Annotated in this window: 13 protein-coding genes and 1 tRNA gene; 1 reads left to right on the plus strand and 13 read right to left on the minus strand. The window is 54.0% G+C overall.

Annotated elements, in window-relative coordinates; all coding sequences use genetic code 11:
- Nucleotides 1-10: 10 nt before the first annotated feature.
- The 6 genes from QOX26_RS02170 to QOX26_RS02195 all read right to left on the minus strand — a co-directional run bounded on the left by QOX26_RS02170 (nt 11) and on the right by QOX26_RS02195 (nt 6,794).
- Nucleotides 11-712, minus strand: coding sequence for an anti-sigma-I factor RsgI family protein (locus QOX26_RS02170; protein WP_283673235.1), 702 nt, complete (start codon nt 710-712; stop codon nt 11-13).
- Nucleotides 700-1,428, minus strand: a complete 729-nt coding sequence (locus QOX26_RS02175) for a sigma factor (protein WP_283673236.1) — start codon at nt 1,426-1,428, stop codon at nt 700-702. The genes QOX26_RS02170 and QOX26_RS02175 overlap by 13 nt, the downstream gene beginning before the upstream one ends.
- A gap of 90 nt (nt 1,429-1,518) precedes the next feature.
- Entirely contained in the window at nt 1,519-3,855 is a 2,337-nt protein-coding gene (locus QOX26_RS02180; RefSeq protein WP_283673237.1) for a carbohydrate-binding domain-containing protein, read from the minus strand.
- An 11-nt stretch (nt 3,856-3,866) separates the two neighbouring features.
- Nucleotides 3,867-4,544 (minus strand): DUF4956 domain-containing protein, encoded by a 678-nt coding sequence (locus QOX26_RS02185; protein WP_283673238.1) that lies wholly within the window; start codon nt 4,542-4,544, stop codon nt 3,867-3,869.
- Nucleotides 4,537-5,259 carry a polyphosphate polymerase domain-containing protein gene (locus QOX26_RS02190; RefSeq protein WP_283673239.1) on the minus strand — a complete coding sequence of 241 codons (723 nt, stop codon included), beginning with the start codon at nt 5,257-5,259 and terminating at the stop codon, nt 4,537-4,539. Before QOX26_RS02190 ends, QOX26_RS02185 begins: the two co-directional genes overlap by 8 nt.
- A 146-nt stretch (nt 5,260-5,405) precedes the next feature.
- On the minus strand, nt 5,406-6,794 hold the full coding sequence (locus QOX26_RS02195; RefSeq protein WP_283673240.1) for an alanine/glycine:cation symporter family protein: 1,389 nt from the start codon (nt 6,792-6,794) through the stop codon (nt 5,406-5,408).
- Between the two features lie 324 nt (nt 6,795-7,118).
- On the opposite strand from QOX26_RS02195, the gene QOX26_RS02200 reads away from it, so the two are divergent.
- Nucleotides 7,119-7,195, plus strand: a tRNA-Arg gene (locus QOX26_RS02200).
- A 233-nt stretch (nt 7,196-7,428) separates the two neighbouring features.
- Here QOX26_RS02200 and QOX26_RS02205 read toward each other — a convergent pair.
- From QOX26_RS02205 to QOX26_RS02235, 7 genes are all read right to left on the minus strand, one after another.
- A complete protein-coding gene (locus tag QOX26_RS02205; protein WP_283673241.1) occupies nt 7,429-8,574 on the minus strand; it encodes a Gfo/Idh/MocA family protein in 1,146 nt (381 codons plus the stop codon).
- Between the two features lie 118 nt (nt 8,575-8,692).
- Nucleotides 8,693-9,715 carry an inositol 2-dehydrogenase gene (gene iolG, locus QOX26_RS02210; RefSeq protein WP_283673242.1) on the minus strand — a complete coding sequence of 341 codons (1,023 nt, stop codon included), beginning with the start codon at nt 9,713-9,715 and terminating at the stop codon, nt 8,693-8,695.
- A gap of 24 nt (nt 9,716-9,739) precedes the next feature.
- Nucleotides 9,740-10,576 carry a sugar phosphate isomerase/epimerase family protein gene (locus QOX26_RS02215; protein ID WP_283673243.1) on the minus strand — a complete coding sequence of 279 codons (837 nt, stop codon included), beginning with the start codon at nt 10,574-10,576 and terminating at the stop codon, nt 9,740-9,742.
- A gap of 142 nt (nt 10,577-10,718) precedes the next feature.
- The gene (locus tag QOX26_RS02220) at nt 10,719-12,317 is read right to left on the minus strand and encodes a solute:sodium symporter family transporter (protein ID WP_283673244.1); all 1,599 of its coding nucleotides are present in this window, start codon (nt 12,315-12,317) and stop codon (nt 10,719-10,721) included.
- A gap of 190 nt (nt 12,318-12,507) precedes the next feature.
- Nucleotides 12,508-14,034 (minus strand): response regulator transcription factor, encoded by a 1,527-nt coding sequence (locus QOX26_RS02225; RefSeq protein WP_283673245.1) that lies wholly within the window; start codon nt 14,032-14,034, stop codon nt 12,508-12,510.
- 1 nt (nt 14,035) lies between these two features.
- The gene (locus QOX26_RS02230; RefSeq protein ID WP_283673246.1) at nt 14,036-14,938 is read right to left on the minus strand and encodes a substrate-binding domain-containing protein; all 903 of its coding nucleotides are present in this window, start codon (nt 14,936-14,938) and stop codon (nt 14,036-14,038) included.
- Nucleotides 14,935-16,689, minus strand: a complete 1,755-nt coding sequence (locus tag QOX26_RS02235) for a cache domain-containing sensor histidine kinase (RefSeq protein WP_283673247.1) — start codon at nt 16,687-16,689, stop codon at nt 14,935-14,937. Before QOX26_RS02235 ends, QOX26_RS02230 begins: the two co-directional genes overlap by 4 nt.
- Between the last annotated feature and the right edge of the window lie 87 nt (nt 16,690-16,776).

The following is a 16,776-nucleotide window of genomic DNA, read 5'->3' on the forward strand; positions in this document are numbered from 1 at the left end:
CTTTGTGCAGTTAAAAAGACCGTGGAACAGATTCCACGGTCTTTTTCGATACAGTTTGGGTGACAATCGGCGCTGCGTCCGACTGTTCCTCCGGCTTGTCCTGCGGTGTACGCCCATCCTCGAGCATTTTGCGGTGTTCCTCGCGGCTGACACGCACAATTTCGGTCGGCGGCGCTTTATGTTCACCGTCCCGCGCTTCGCCGACACGCGTGCCGAGGTGCTCCTTGAGCCCGTTTGCCTTGTTGTCCCGCTTGGCGGAAACTGCAATGACCATCCGGTCGCCGTCCGCACCGGTCAGATAACCGTCCTCATAAAAGCGGCCGATGGTGCGGTCAAGTGCCTCATCAATATGGGTGAAGGGCGGCAGTTCCTCATCAAGCTCCGCCGCAAGCGCCTCGGACTGATCGTCCGCCGAGCGCACCTCAATCACCTGATCGAAGCGGTTGAGCGTGTACTCCACCGAGGTCTCCGTATCGACGCTGACATAGGAATAGGGATCGTAGACCGCGTAAACGCTGACCGTCGCCATCGAGCACAGCACGGCCACGCAGGCCGCCCATGCGACCGTGCGCCGCAGACGCTTGGGGCGGTGCAGATTGAGATCAACCTGCTGACCGAGCACGTATTTCCGGTTGGCCACACGGTAAACCGTGCCGTCCTGTGCCAGCACGGCGGCTTTGGCACCGCGCAGCTCAACGATCACAGCTCGCATCGCTCCAACTCCTTTCTGATTCCCTGTAAATACTCCGACAGCATTGGATAATCGCCCGACAGCAGCAGTGCTGCCGCAATCAGATAACGTCGGTGCCGCTCAATTACCTTTTTCGGCACACCGCTGCTTTTGACCAGCTGCCCGATCGGCAGCTGTTTGGTTTTCTTCATTTCATCGAGCAGCCCCGGCGTGCGGAGCAGCACGGCCGCCGCCTTGGCGCAGGCCGTGCGGGTTTTGTCCGCACGCGGCGAGCAGTCAGCAAGATCGTAAAAGGTGAAGCCGTAGTCTGCAAAGAGGGCGTTTGCCGCCTCGATTTCACCCGCGGCGCTCAGCGCCTGCGGCTGCGCCGCCTGTTCGGCAACGGCAAGCTGCAGGGACGTATCGCCCTCGTCCGGGTCGATTGTTCCGTCAAACGCCTGCGGCGCAAGCTGTATCTCACAGGAAAACCGACGCTGCCCGCGATGATAATCGGTCAGTCGGCGGCTGATGACGGTCGCAGCAAAGGGCAGAAAGCCGCCGTTCGCCGGATTGTAGGCCTGCACCGCCTCGTAAAATGCCATCAGTGCGATGGAAAACTCATCGTCGCTCCGGTCGACGAATCGGCCGCAGTTTTTGCCTGCGCATCGCAGAATGAACTGCTGCTGCGCGGTGATAAACCGCTCCAGATATGCATTGTCGTCCGCCGCACGCACGGCCTGCTGATTGACAAGCACCACGCCGATTCACCTCCCCATTCCTTGTTGGGTTTATTTTATCGGCGCAGTGTGTTTAGTTTGTGTAAAGTACGTTTTGGTTGCGTGACCGCTTTATTGTGTTTTTGTGACGTTCTGGAAGCGCGTCAGCATGGTCGCGACCTCGGCGCGGGTGGCTGTGCCGCCGGGATTCAGCGTGGTCGCGCTGCTGCCTGTCAAAATGCCCTTGGAAACGCACCATGAGACCGCATCCGCCGCGTAGGACGAAATCTGTCCCGCGTCGGTATAGGTGGACAGGTCGGCGCTCTCCGCATCCGCACCTGCATAGCGGTACAGCATGGCGGCAAGCTGCTCCCGCGTGACGCTCTGGTCGGGCGAGAATACCCCGCTCGACGTGCCGCTGATGACACCCTTATCATTCGCCCACTGGACGGCCTGCGCGTAGTAGGCGGTGGACTCCACATCGCCAAAGGCTGAGCCGGCCTGCGCAGTCTCGCCGCTCATACGATACAGTACGGTTGCAAGCATGCCGCGCGTCATCGCGCCGTTAGGGGCAAAGGTGGTTGTGTCCGTGCCGTTCATCAGTCCGCTGCGGGTGACCTGCTCCACCGCCTGATAGTACCAGTCGGTGGGTTTTACATCCTGAAAGCCGCTCTGCGCACCGGTTTGCTGATTGCCGCCCGTGCCAAGCGCCGCCTCAGCTGTACCGACCGACTCGCCGTCCACCAGCACGGTGTAGGTCTCGCCCTCGGTGAGCGCATCAGAGGAGTAGATGACATTCGCCATCGGGCCGAGCGCGGTCGCGGTGTAAAGCGTTTTGCCGCTGCTGTTCTGCACGGTAATCACGCTGCCCGCGGTGATACCGAGTGCGCTCGTCTGGCTCATGCCGCCACCTGCGCCGTCCGGTTTTGTGCCCGTCGCACCGTCGGGGCGCTCTCCCTTATTGGGGCGGGTGAACGTGCCGTCTGTGTTCTCGGGCGGGGTCATCTGCTGTCCGTCCATGCCGGTCGGTGCGGTGGGCTGTTCACCGGTTGTGCCGGTCGGACGTGTACCGCCGCCGCCCATCATTGCGGCTGTGCCGACCATCACATAAGGCTGGCTGCCGCCGGTCGGTGTCATGCCTGCGCCGAAGAGCGTGCCACCGTCAAGCGTAAAGGACCCGTCATAATCAATTGCAATGTCGCCGCCGTTATTTGCGCCATACACCTCAACCGTGCCGCCGTACATATTGATATCATGGTTGGAATCGAGCGCGTCCGCGCCCGCGTCCACATAAAGGTTGCCGCCGTAAAGGTTGATTTCATACAGGTCGGAGCGCTCGCCGATATCGCTGTTGGCCGCATTCAGGCCGTCGTCGGACGCGACTACGTCAAGATCGCCGCCGTATACGGTGACCGTAGTGCCCTCCAGACCCTCATAGCTTGCGGTGATCTGAATGCGCGGGGTCGTGGTCGAGGATACGCCCTGCTGGCCGACCGTCAGCGCATCGTCGGCATGCAGCGCGTCGTCTCCGGTTGCGATGGTAAACTCGCCGCCTGTCACAGCCAGCGTGTTCGCGTGCAGCGCGTCATCCGCCGTGTCGAGGTCGAAGCTGCCGCCCGATACAGCCAGCGTGCCGCCCGCCTTCAGACCCTTGCACGACTCTGCTTCTTCGGCAAGCGTGGTCTTGTGACCGCTGTTGGTCGTCACGTCAAACGTGCCACCCGTGACCGTCAGGTCACCGTCGGCCTGCACGCCGTCGCAGGCAGCGGTCAGCGCGAGCGTGCCGCCCGAAATGGTGACGTTGCCCGCCGACACTGTGTCCGTTTCGTCCGGTGACGCCTTGACCGCGTCTCCCTGTGCGTTAACAGTCAGCTTGCCGCCTGCGATTTTTAAATCGTTGTCGCAGGACAGGCCGTCGTCCGCAGCGTCAATGTTCAGCGTCAGCTCATCGACCGTGATGCTCGATTCTGCCGCGCCCTTGATGCCGTTTTTGAAGTTGCCGTCGACCGTCAGCGCGCCTGCGCCACTGAGCGACAGACTGCCGCCGGTTTTGACCTTGATGGCCGCATTTTCGTCATTCGCCGCAGCCGAGTCGGCGACTGTGTTCTTCGTGCCGGATGCCGCTACCAGATTGGCCTCCGCGCCCTTGTTGACCGTAATCGCCGAGGTGGCGGTCGAGGTCAGCGTCAGGCCGCTGAGCACCAGCGTCACGTCCTCCACGTCCTTTTTGACGGTGATTGTGCCATCACTGCACGAGCCGGAAAAGACATAGGTGCCAGCGGCGGTGATTGCGACGGCTGTTCCGTCGATTTCAAAGCCGTTATACTTGCCCGAGCCGCTTGCCGCGCTCGAGGTAAAGGAAATCATGGTTGCGTTGTCGGTCGTGTAGCTGGTCGCCGCGCAGGCGACGGTCGGCAGCAGGCCTGCCGCAACCGCAGCGACCAACAGACCGGATAATACTCGTTTCATGTTGCTCCTCCTTATAATGTTTCGCGCAGCGTCGGCACCTTGCCGCAGACAATGTCCAGATTGCCGTTGCGGCAGCGAACCGCGTCCAGCAGCTCCTTCTCAATCTCCGACGATTTGAGCGTGATGTGATAATGCAGATTGTACAGGCTGCCCATATTGGTCGTGCGCACCGAAATCAGCTCGGCATGGCGGGTGTACTGCTCAAACAAATCGTCGAACAGGCCGGTATAATCAAGGTTTTCGGGGATGGTGATTTTCAGTTCCTTTTCCTCGCAGGGCTTGACGCCGAAGGACAGCAGGCTGTACAGCAGCAGCAGCGCGCACACGGCCACGCCTACAATGACAGCCACGCCCACATATCCCATACCGGTCGCAAGGCCGAGGGTCATGGTCAGGAAAATGCAGGTGATGTCCCGCGCCGTGCCTGCCGCCGAGCGGAAGCGCACCAGACTGAACGCACCCGCGACCGCAACGCCCGCGCCGAGGTTTCCGTTGACTAACAGAATAATCGACTGCACCAGAATGGGCAGCAGCGCTAGTGTAATCGCCATGGACTGGGTGGAATGGTTTTTGAACATGTAAACCGCCGCGACCAATGCGCCGAGGGCGAGTGAGACGACGGTGCAGATGAGAAATCCTTGCGCGGTCAGTCCCGCGGACAGGATAGAGCCAAATAAAATGTCAGGCACAGGTGATTTCCTCCTTTTGTTTCTGCGCCAGCGAACGCTGGTACGCAAGGCCGTATTTCGAAAAGCTGACGGGAAAAATCCGAAGCTCCGACAGCGCGCGGGCAAGCCACAGCGGGGTGGTGCCGGGGATTTTAATCTCCATCAGGCAGGTGCCGGGTTCGAGCAGCTGCTCCCCCCATGCGCCCGCCTTCAGGTCAAGCCGATCCTGCCGCCAGCGGATGTTCGCATCAAAAGTGACGCGCAGATCGGGCTGATACTGGTCAAACAGCGCAAGCCTGTCATAAAAGATACACATTGCGGGCTGCAGTTCGCCATAAAACTGCTTGATCCAGTCAATCTCGCGGATAATCTGGCTGTCCGTGGGCGGCAGCTCGCTTCCGCAAAGATAGCCGACCGCCTCGTCATAGGCCATGGCCGCGCGGCGCTTGTAAACCACGCCCGCGAATTTCTTTTTGATTTCGGCAAAGGCTTCGGTATCCTCTCCCGGCGTTTTGTAGCAGCGCAGCCGCAGCTTCTCCTTATATGCCGGTTTGTCCAGTGACCGACGCACCAGCTTAAAGTCCGGCGTATCAAAATAAATGTTGCCGATGGTCGATTCCGCGAAACGGTCGCGCACCATGCGGTCCGCCAACACCTCGCCGAGCGCATCATACTGCGCCTGCGTCAAGAGATATTTCTTTTCGTATCGCCTGAATACGTCCTGATATGTACTCATGGGGGTTCGCCTCCTGTTTGTTTTGCTCTTTGCTATATCATTCGGCGCGCCGCTTCGAAATTTTGGGGTGCTGCTGAAAATTTCTGAAATTATTTTTTTGCAAACAAAAAAAGAGCCGCCCTTTTGGGCAGCTCTTCGCTGTTTGTTTATTTGTCCACGACCGGAATCGGCGTTTCGTCTTTTTCATCGAGATGCGCTAAGTAATGCTTAGTCTCCTTCGCAATCACACCGGACAGCAGCAGCACCGCGACCAGGTTCGGAATCGCCATCAACGCGTTGAGGATGTCGGCAATTGTCCAAACAAGGTCAAGCGCCAGCACCGGACCGACAACCACGATTGCAATGAAGATAACCTTATACGGCAGGATTGCCTTCTTGCCGAACAGATACTCTGCGCAGCGCTCGCCGTAGTACGACCAGCCGAGGATGGTGGAATACGCAAAGGTAATGATACCGATGACCAGAATCAGCGGTCCGAACACCGGAATCTGCGAGAACGCCGCCGTCGTCATCTGGCCGCCGTTTTGAATCATATCCATATTGATGTCCGGGTTTTTCATAATGGTCGTAACAAGCACCAGACCGGTCATCAGGCACACGACAACCGTATCCCAGAACGTGCCGGTTGCGGAGACGAGCGCCTGCCGAACGGGATTGCGGGTTTGCGCGGCGCTTGCGACCAGCGGCGCCGAGCCCATGCCGGATTCATTGGAAAACAGGCCGCGTGCCACGCCGTACTGCATAGCCATCATGATGCCGCGGCCGACCAGACCGCCTGCGACCGAGCCGGGCGTGAACGCCAGCGTCAGAATCGCCTTGACGGCGGGCAGGATAAAGTCCCAGTTAAGGCATAGGATAATGACACAGCCCAGCACATAGAACACCGCCATAAAGGGCACCAGCTTTTCGCAGACGGTTGCAATGGACTTGATGCCGCCGATAATGACAACCGCTGTGATGAGGCCGAACACAATGCCGATAGCGATAGACGGAATGGTGAAATTCGGCGTATTGCTCTGAATCACCTCAGCGATCGCGTTGATTTGCGTGCCGCAGCCGATGCCAAACGAGGCCAGCACGGCGAACAGCGCAAAAATCACACCAAGCCATTTCATATTCAGGCCGCGCTCCAGCGCGTACATCGCGCCGCCCTGCATGCGGCCGTCCTTCGTCTGCACGCGGTACTTGACCGCAATCAGGCTTTCCGCGTACTTGGTGGCAATGCCGAATACGCCCGTCAGCCAACACCAGAGCACCGCGCCCGGACCGCCGATGAACACAGCCGTGCCCACGCCGATGATATTGCCCGTACCGATGGTCGACGCCAGCGCGGTGGTCAATGCCTGAAACTGGCTGACATCGCCCGGCGAATCCGGATCCTTCGTGACCGATAGTTTGATGCCAGTCAATGTTTTGCGCTGAATGAAGCCGGTGCGGAATGTCATGAACAAGTGAGTGCCCAGAAGCAGCACAATCATCGGCAGCCCCCAGATCCAGGTGTCGATTCGACCCATCAGCTCAGAAAATGCTTCCATTTACGTCTCCCCTTTTTGTTTGTGAAATATTAAAAGGGAGTGAAGCCACGGCTTCCCTCCCTAAAAAACAACACAAATATGCGCGTGCCGCAACGCCGCGCCGGTCTCTCGTGTTATGAGAGTCTGCGTGTTTCGTGCGCCCCATTGCACCCGAACCGCAATTTTAGATTATTATACCGTATCACCCAATTAAATGCAAGAACTTCTTTGTCTCCCTGCATTTTCTTTTCTCCGAAAAAACTTTGAAAGAAAATTATAAATAGTTGTTGACAACACTGTCGAACCGTGGTATTCTAATTAGGCAGTCAACTGAGACCGCAAAACGCGCCAGTAGCTCAGCTGGATAGAGTGTTTGGCTACGAACCAAAAGGTCGGGGGTTCGAATCCCTTCTGGCGTACCAAATTAAACCGTTGTTTCATCCGAAATGACGGTTTTTTTGTATTTATTTTGAGTTTCACTTTGATCCAGTCTCCAATTTTATGACCATTCCGCGGCTGCCGCAATGTGCTCATGTTAATCAGCAACGTGCTCTTGGCACGTAAAAGAAAAGGGCAGGTGCTTTTCCCATGAAAGCGCCTGTCTTTTTCTTTTGGATTTCTCCGCACTATAATATGCATCCTGATGTATGAGCTATCAATCCTCGCCGACATTTACCCAGATGTTTCCATTGGCATTTGATTTCAGGCACGCATCCACAAATTCGATGCCGCGCACCCCATCCTCCACCGTCGGATAGCGCAAAGTGCCTGCATCGCCGCCTGACTTTTTCGCAATCAGATTCGCACAATAGCCGTGATAGATGTTTCCAAACGCCTCATAGAAACCTTCAATATGCCCCGACGGCAGGCGGCAGAGCTCCTTCGCGGAGGGATAGAGGTAGTCGCGGTTGTTGGTGTAAATCTGCGGCGGCTGATTGATGCGCGTGACGCGCAGCTCCCATGGCTTCAGGTGCGTCCACTCAATCGATCCTTTTTCGCCGAAAACCCGGACGGTCAGCTCGGTTTCGTGCCCCATCGCTACCTGCGAGGTCCAAATGAGGCCCGGCACGCCGCCGTCGAACTCAACGAGCATCTGCGCGTTCGTTTCCAGCGGCACATCTGCGGGAATGCGGTCAAACCGCGCGATAACGCGCTTTGGGTGCATGCCGGTCATCTTGGAAATCAGACATTCCACATGCGTGCCAATGTCCGCACAGCAACCGGATTCGCCCGACCTCTTGGGATCATGCCGCCATGTTGCCTGCTCCGAATGTTCGGAAATCAGCGAAACCGCCAGCCATTCTTGCGGGTATTCGCCTTGAATTGTGGTGATTTTCCCAATTTCGCCCGCATCAATCATCTCGCGCGCCTGTCGAATCATTGCATAACCGGTATAGGTGTAGGTCACGCCGAATTGCAGATCTTTTTCCTTCGCAAGCGCAGCCAGCTCGCGTCCCTGCGCTGCATTCAGTGCAAGCGGCTTGTCACAAACGACGTGGATTCCCTTTTCAAGGAAGTATTTTGCAATGGGGTAATGGGTGTCGTTGGGCGTGACGATTGTCACAAAATCAATGCCGTCCTCGCGTGCGGATTCCGCATCCGCCATTTCGGTATAGCTGTGATATACCCGCGACAGGTCTGCCACGTTCCATTTCTCCGCGCACGACAGGTTTTGCTCGCTCTTGCGCGTAAAGCACCCTGCCACGAGCACCGCCAAATCGTCCATGAGCGCACCGTGCCGGTGCACATCACCAATGAATGCACCGTTACCGCCGCCCACCATGCCAAATTTCAATTTCATCGTCTTTTCCTCCTGCCGAAATTCTCAGATCCAATTCTTTATATCAATAAGAGACTCGACAAAATGCCGAGTCTCTTATTTAATATAAGCCGTCAATGCATAATTGTCACGATCAAATTTATGCGAGGATTTCGGAAAGCTTGACCGAACGCCCTTCCTGATAGGACTTGGCCGCTGCCATGGCGATTGCAACCGGCATCAGGCCGTCCTTGCTGCCAACCGGAACCGCCGTATCATGCAGGATGGCGTCGCAGAAATCCTTCGCCTCCTGAATAAACGCATTATTGTAACGCTCAAGGAAGAACCAGGTCGGCTTTGCAACTTCCACTCCCTCATTCGTAGAAATCATCGCGGTATCATCCAAATCGTTAGCAACCTGTACGCAACCCTTGTCGCAATGTACTTCCGTGCGCTGGTCATAACCATAGTGCGAGGCACGGCTGTTGTCGATAACGCCAATTGCGCCATTCTCAAATTTGAGCATGATAATTGCGGTATCCACATCGTTGTACTTGTCATATCCCTGACCCGACAGCGCTGCGCCGTATGCGCACACCTCCGTTACCTCGGAGCATGACAGGTATCTGACCATGTCAAAATCATGAATGGTCATATCCATAAAGATCCCGCCGGAGGTTGCAATATACTCCATCGGCTGATGATCGGGGTCACGAGAACACACCTTGATGATGTGGGGCTGTCCCAGCTTGCCGGAAGCGACAACGTCATGCACCTTCTTATGATTATGGTCAAAGCGGCGAACAAAACCGACCTGCAGCTTTACGCCGGCATCCTCAACTGCCCGAATCGCCTTGCGAATCTCATTTAAATCGGTGTGAACCGGCTTTTCGCAGAAAACATGCTTGCCCGCTGCTGCCGCGCGCTGAATCATTTCCGCGTGTGCATCAGTAGAGGTGCAGACGAACACCGCCTCAATCTCCGGATTTTCGAAAATATCCTGCGGGTCTTTCGAGTATTTGGTAATGCCCAGGCCTTGGGCAAATGCAACTGCATCCTCATTCAGAAACGGATCCGCAATTGCCACCACTTCTGCTTCCGGCACGGACTGCACCAGATTGGTGATATGCAGGCGGCCGATGCGGCCCGCACCCAAAACACCGATTTTCACTTTCTTTGCCATGATAAGTATCCTCCTCAATAATCGTTAATGATGTAAAAATGCCGCGCACTTCTTTGCGCCCATGCAGATAACGTCCTCCGCGTCCATCTCCCAGTATGCCGGGCGGAACAGCTCAAGGCAGGCCGGACCGTGATAGCCGACCTCCATGACCTTTTTTGAAATTGCAGCAACCGGAATGCAGCCTTCCCCCGGCATGATGCGGTGACAGTGATCCAATACGCGCAGCGGAAGGTCTTCGCAGTCATTGATGTGATAAACGAACAGCTTATCCTGCGGAATCTGCGCAATATACTCCAAATCCGCGCACTTATCGTGCATATAGAAGTTGATGCAGTCCACCGTCAGTCCGACGCTCGCGCGGTCAACCGCCTGTACAATCTCAAGTGCCTGCCGAATGGAGTTGCAGCACCAACGGCGGTCGCCAATCGGCTCAAACGCGCAGCGCACACCGTACGGCTCTGCGATGTCCGCCAGTCGGTTGAGCACCTTGACCGAGTCCTCAAACACTTCCTGCTCGGTTTTGCGATCCATGTCCGGCCCCATGGTCGGAACAACAATCATGTACGGATTGCCGATTGCCTGCGCAACCTCGCACCCGAAGGTAAAGAGCTCCACCAATTCGTTCCACTGCTCGGGCGTGTTGAAATTAATGTTCTCGATTGAGTTAAACGCAAATGGTTTCAGATGGCTTTTGTCGAAAAAGGCCTTTAAATCATCAATTGTGTGCGTCTTAAAATACTCCTGAAGCATGTCCAGCCGCAGTTCAATGAAATCGTAGCCATACTTTTCGCACAGAATTAAGTCTCGCTCCACGCTGGAGTTTTCCTTGCAGGTAGCTTCGTTAAATCCTAACTTTAACATATGTAGCAACTCCTTTTTACCGCTTGCGGTACACCCTTTTTACAAGTGAATACCGCATTGCTTTTTGAAACAAGCGCAGCCGCGGCCGAATTTCGGTCGCGGTGCGCCATCGGTACTATGTAAAACGTCCCGTCCGGCGTGGTTATGCTCCAAAGACGAGTGGAGAGAAGAGTGCATACAATCCAATGATTAAAACTACCACAAGAACGGATGCAAACTTTGCGTATTTCCACGGAGTCATATCAACCTCCGGGTGGTAGTGCGACTCAACCACAGGGGACGGAGCAACCTTTGCGGATACGTACATGATAATCATATCCACCACAAAGCAGAAGAAGAGCACATACAGGGAGTGAAGCGGTGCCGGCGTCAAGGTGTTCAGCCCGATTGCATACAGAACAAAGTGCGCGACCAGCATGGTCCAGCAGCCCTTTGAAGGCACGCGCATCTTCGTAACGCCATAAATCGCCATGACGAACAGCGGTGTCAGGATATATCCCATGGACTCGTTGAGGAACGCCTGAATGCCCTGTCCAAAGAACATAATAAACGGCGAGATGACGATTGCGATGATTGCAACGATTGTACCGAACGTCTTTGATGCCTTTACAACCGTCTCGTCGTCCGCCTCAGGCTTTGCCCAGGTGTAGATATCCATTGCGAAAATCGTGGAAGCGGAGTTCAGCACCGAGTTAAAGGACGACAAAATCGCACCGAACATCACCGCAGCAAAGAATCCCAGAATCGGTTTCGGGATAACCGTCAGCAGCAGCTGCGGATACGCCAAGTCCTGTGTGCCCAGTGTATTGCCAAACACCAGAAATGCAATGATGCCCGGAACGACCGTGAAAATTGGGGTGAAGCATTTGAGCACCGCAGTCCACAGAGTGCCCTTCTGCGCTTCCGCCATGTTCTTTGCGCCAAAGGCTCTCTGAATAATGGATTGGTTGGTCGCCCAATACTGGGTGTCGTTAATAATCAGTCCGGTAAAAATCATCGGCCACGGAATCCACGGCGCCTGTGCATCAATCGGAGCAATCGCATTTAATTTTTCAGAAGCATGGAAGAAAATATTGATTCCTTCAAAGAAGCTGCCATTTCCCAGATAGGCAAAGGACAGCAGCGGAGCCAGCAGGCCGCAGCCAAGCATCAAGCCGACGCCGTTGATGGTATCCGAAACTGCTACTGCACGCAGACCGCCGAAAATCGCGTAAATCGAGCCGACAATACCAATCGCAACGCAGCAAATCGCCACCGCTGCAAATCTGGAAATGCCGAACATCGTTGAAATGCCAAACAGCTGCTCCAGAACGACCGAGCCCGCGTACAGGACCAGCGGGAGCATGGCCACAACATAGTAAACCATAAAACCGACTGCCGCCAAGTGCTTAACCGACTTGCCGAACCGCATGCCCATAAACTGCGGAATGGTTGTAATGCCGTTCCCCATAAAGTGAGGCAGAAAGACCAGTGCAAACAGAACAAGTGCAAAGCCCGCGATCAGCTCCCAGCCGAAAACGCCAATCGTCGCCGTATAGCTCTGACCATTCTGCCCGACCAACTGTTCCGCCGAAATGTTGGTCATCAGCAGTGAACCGCAAATCACAATGCCGGGCAGCCCTCTGCCGGCCAGAAAGTAGCCTTCCTTTGTTGTCGTGTCTTCCCCTTTTGTTTTCACATAAGAAATCAGCGCTACCAAAGCGGTAAACGCCACAAATGTGATCAACATGAATGTGTTCATTGACTTCTCCTTTACCCTTTTGAACTTTTTTCTCTTTGTAATATCAAGTATAATGAGAGCCAACGGACAACGAAATTGTATATTTTTTTCAAAACCTTGTCTTTTTTTCGTTTTTTGGGACGGCATCAAAAAAACACACAGCTCCGGCAGCATGTCTGCTGTCAGAGCTGTGTGTTCTTAAAAGGAGAATCTACTTGCTTTTTCGATATTCTATCGGTCCTACTCCAAGGTTTTTCTTGAAAACGCGGCAAAAATAAGGATAGTCGGAAAATCCGGCATCCTCGGAAATCTGCTTACTTGTCTGCGCCGTGGCGCGAAGCCGGGCACAGACCCGTTCCAGACGGAGCGATAGCAGATACGCCGAAAAACCGATTCCCATTTCCTGCTTAAATACGGTACTAAAGTATGCAGGCGACAGACCTGCCTGTTCTGCCGCGTCATTTAATCCAATCGGCTCGTAAAAATGCTGCTGCAGGTATTTTACCGCCATGCACATCTGTGCGCTGAGATGCGCCGGAATCTCTCGCACGGGATTGGCGCTCCAATGCGTAATATACTCCTCTGCGCAGCCCAAATAATCCGAAAACTGCTTCATTTGGCTGTACTGGTTTTCCGTTCGGTGCATTTCGGCGATATGATCGCACTGTCTCAGCCACGAAAGCACTTCGCCGGCACAGACACGGTTTGCTTTCATCGCCTCCAGTGTTTTGGCGTACAGCTCCCTAAGCTGCTCGTCCTGCCTGTTTTCTTTCAGTCTGGGCAATTCTTTGATGAATAATCGGGCTTCTTCCGGCAAAACCGATGATAGTTTTTCCTCCTGCCCATAGCGCCAGCATCCGCTCCCGTAAAAACTATGCTGCAACGTTTCATTGGCCTGCCGCAGCGCCTGTGCAATGGCTTCATTCCCTTCGCATACGGCACTTGCTGCGATTGCGAGCTCCAAATTAAGATATTGTTTGGCAATGCGGTCTATCATCAGCTCCATTCGGTTCACCTTATCAATGCTTTGCGCCATGGATGCAACATCACCCAAATCAACGAGCAGCGCCATTGTGTTTTCGCGCAGCAGCAAAACATCCGCCGCTTCGTTCTCCAACCGTTGCTCACACAGCAGCAGCAGCTCATGCATTTGCTCCCGATCCGCTCCAGACGGCTGCAGCAGTACCGCGGTCAGCCTGTGGTACGTTCCGTGCAGCTTTGCCTGTGCCATATACTGTTCGCACGCGGCAGGCGCCATATCGCCGCTCAGGATTCGTTCGAGCAGCTCACGCCGTATGACATCAATGCCGCTGCGCGCCAGCGTATTGATATTATGGCGCTGATCGGCTTCCCGATGGCGTGCCTGTATTTGCTCGGCCAGTTTTTTGAGCCGATCTTCCATTGTGGTGTCATTTAAGTAGTTTTTCAGAAGATAGTCGTCCGCGCCCTCCTGCAATGCACTTTTTACAAATTCAAAATCGTCGTGGCAGCTGAGCACGTTGATTACGCCGTCATATTGATCCCGGCGTAGCCGCTGAATCAATTGGATGCCGTTCATCCGCGGCATGCTGATATCCGTGAGAATCAGGTCAGGGTCTGTCTCCTTTACAATTTCGAGCGCTTCTTCGCCATCTCTCGCAATTCCAACAATCGTAAACCCATGGTCTTCCCAATGTATCACATCTTTCAGATACATTCGGACAATCATATCGTCATCAACGATTAGCGTCCGGTACATATCAGTCCCCTCCTACATCCTGCGCCGTCAGCAATTCTCCTCCAAACAGCACGTCCTCCATGGTTTGTCCGCTCTTCATGGACTCTATTGCAAGTTTAATGGCCTGATACCCGATTTCGTAGCCATCCTGTGCCACCATCGCATCCATGGTACCGTTTTGGAGTATCTCAATCGCATCGGCTCTGGTGTCCACCGCAACTACCTTGGCAGTCCACCCCTTTTCCGTCAATGCCTCCACCGCGCCGCACCCAATCACAACATTCTGACAAAAAATCGCATCCACCGGTTCTGTCAGTTTCTGCACGGCTTGGTATCCGTTCTCTTCGCTCAGTTCATAATACTGCACATCACGAATCCGAATCCCATCCTTGAGCTCATCCCGCATTGCCTGATACCGCTCAATGATGCTGGATTGGTTTTCCGGACCAAACAACATAAATAGCGAAGCATCCTCCCCCAGCTGCTCATTTAAATACTGCGCCACCATTTTGCCAAAGAGGTAATTATCCGACCCGATATAGGGCAAATCGGTATCCATCGCCCGGGTATCCACTGTCAGAAGCTGAATATCCCGTTCCTCCGCTTGCTGCACAAACCAGTTTGTATTATAGGAATTACAGGGTGCTACCATTAATAAATCGATGTCACTGTTCAGCATATCCGAAATTAGATTTTGCTGCTCCTCTGCTTCCTGCTCCCCCTTGGGATACAGCAGTATCAAATCCACACCATAATCCGCTGCCGCCTGTTCCATGCCGGACTTCATATCCAACCAATACGGACTGTTCAGCGCCTTCAGAACGACGCCGACCGAATATTCGGGTTGTTCTCTGTGCATTTCAATGCTGCTGCAGCCGCATAAAAGCAGCAGCAGCGGGATGCATAGTCTCCTTGCCCAGTTCATTCCGCGTCATCCCCCTTCTTGGTGCTGTACTCCTGCTCATTTCGGCTGATGGGCAAATAGAATTCCACGGTCGTGCTAACTTTCAGCTCACTGTGAATGGCAAAACCCGCGGCATCCCCATAGTAAAGTCTGAGCCTTTGCTCCACATTTTTCAGACCGATTCCGGTAAACCGATGCTTATCTTCTTCCCCATGAGACGGCTCGTCCGGTTCTGCCAAATAGCCTTGGCCATTATCCTGTATGGAAATATGCAGTTTCTCCTGTTCCAACCAGGACCTCACTTTGATTTGGTTATCATTTCGCTTGGGATCTATTCCGTGGAACACCGCATTCTCTACCATCGGCTGCAATAGCAGGCACGGCACATAGCAATCTTCTGTTTCAGGCGCAATGGAAAACTGCGTTTCAAAGCAGTCAAAATAGCGGAAAGCCTGCAGCGACAGATAATTCTGCACCAGCTGCACCTCTTCCTTCAGCGGAATAAACGCGCCCTTTCTCTGCGCGCTTGCTTCGAGCAGTGCAATAAAATCACCCAAAAGCGCGGCGAGCTTATCGTTTTTTTGAAGCGTTGCCGCAAAGCGAATGGAATTGAGCGTATTGTACATAAAATGCGGGCGAATTTGATATTGCAGCGCGTTGATTTCCGCCTCTCTTTTTTGTGTGCGTTCTGTTACCACCTGCTCCATCATTTCATCCATGCGGGAAACCATCTCGTTAAAATGCGCCCGCATCACGCCGAATTCATCCACAGATCGTTCCTCAACCCGTGCTGTAAAATCTCCTCCGCCCACATGATCGATTGCGTCGGTCAGCTCTTTGATTGGGCGATACAGCCTTTGCACCAAGATTGCCGCGGTAAAAATGAGCCCCATCAAGACCAACAGCGCAATCAGCACTAAGTAAATCAACTTTTCTCGAACAGCAGTCGTCAGGCCCTTCAAATCGCTCTGGCACAGAATGCGGTAACCGGAAAACGGCGCTTCTACGCTTGTATACAAAAGCCCGTCCGTCCCGGTCTTTGCGTTCATACGATCCTGCTGCTGTGTGCCTAGCTCCCGAACCGTGTGACCAATCCGATTGAGATCGGCCGCGGAGCAAATGGTTCCGTCCGGTTCCAGGAGCAAATACTCTTCGCCCGCTGTATTATTCAGATAATCAAGCAGAGAATAATAAATCTGCCGCTCTTCTACCGTCAAGCACACAACGCCCAGTTGTTCTCCCGCCTCATTTTTGACCGGTTGCGTGTATGCAAATACCCGCCCGGGGGACGTGCCCATGCGACTGATACGGCAGAGCGGCGTGAAGGGATTACGCACTTCCTCCCCGAAAAAGGAGATGCTTTCATCCTCTGCGTCCCGAACCGCATAATAGTCCCGAGAACTGAAAATCTTGCCGGATTCCGGCAAATATAAGTAAAATGTGCTTCCAAAACGATAAAAAGACAGGATATCCGAAAGCTTTTGCGCCACTTCCGTGCCTTCCGCATAGGAGCGATTTCCATTCATATAACGCCCGATACAGCTGATTAATTCCTCCTCACTCCCGGCGTGCTGCACCTGCTGATACATTTCCTGCATCACATCATCAAAGTTCCTGATTTGTAGCGTCATCTTTTCGTCCAGTGACTTGACGTAATTCTGTTCAATGCTTGACTTGGAAGTGGAATAGCTCTCTAACGCGAACACAAACATGCCAACAACCGCAACAATTAATATTGCAGTCATCATCCGAAACCGGAATCCACGCCTCATAATCCATTCCCCTTTCAATGTCATTCTATGTAATAATTTTATCTGGTTTTTATTTTTTGTCCATAAGAATGTTGCTTTTTTTCGTTT

The sequence above is a fragment of the Butyricicoccus sp. Marseille-Q5471 genome (genome assembly GCF_951230135.1).
GTDB lineage: Bacteria > Bacillota > Clostridia > Oscillospirales > Butyricicoccaceae > Agathobaculum.

Bases quoted from the DNA above. Each gene is read 5' to 3' on its own strand.
- QOX26_RS02170 (WP_283673235.1), bottom strand. From the start codon at position 712: ATGCGAGCTGTGATCGTTGAGCTGCGCGGTGCCAAAGCCGCCGTGCTG.
- QOX26_RS02180 (WP_283673237.1), bottom strand. From the start codon at position 3,855: ATGAAACGAGTATTATCCGGTCTGTTGGTCGCTGCGGTTGCGGCAGGC.
- QOX26_RS02190 (WP_283673239.1), bottom strand. From the start codon at position 5,259: ATGAGTACATATCAGGACGTATTCAGGCGATACGAAAAGAAATATCTC.
- QOX26_RS02195 (WP_283673240.1), bottom strand. From the start codon at position 6,794: ATGGAAGCATTTTCTGAGCTGATGGGTCGAATCGACACCTGGATCTGG.
- QOX26_RS02205 (WP_283673241.1), bottom strand. From the start codon at position 8,574: ATGAAATTGAAATTTGGCATGGTGGGCGGCGGTAACGGTGCATTCATT.
- iolG (WP_283673242.1), bottom strand. From the start codon at position 9,715: ATGGCAAAGAAAGTGAAAATCGGTGTTTTGGGTGCGGGCCGCATCGGC.
- QOX26_RS02215 (WP_283673243.1), bottom strand. From the start codon at position 10,576: ATGTTAAAGTTAGGATTTAACGAAGCTACCTGCAAGGAAAACTCCAGC.
- QOX26_RS02220 (WP_283673244.1), bottom strand. From the start codon at position 12,317: ATGAACACATTCATGTTGATCACATTTGTGGCGTTTACCGCTTTGGTA.
- QOX26_RS02225 (WP_283673245.1), bottom strand. From the start codon at position 14,034: ATGTACCGGACGCTAATCGTTGATGACGATATGATTGTCCGAATGTAT.
- QOX26_RS02230 (WP_283673246.1), bottom strand. From the start codon at position 14,938: ATGAACTGGGCAAGGAGACTATGCATCCCGCTGCTGCTGCTTTTATGC.
- QOX26_RS02235 (WP_283673247.1), bottom strand. From the start codon at position 16,689: ATGAGGCGTGGATTCCGGTTTCGGATGATGACTGCAATATTAATTGTT.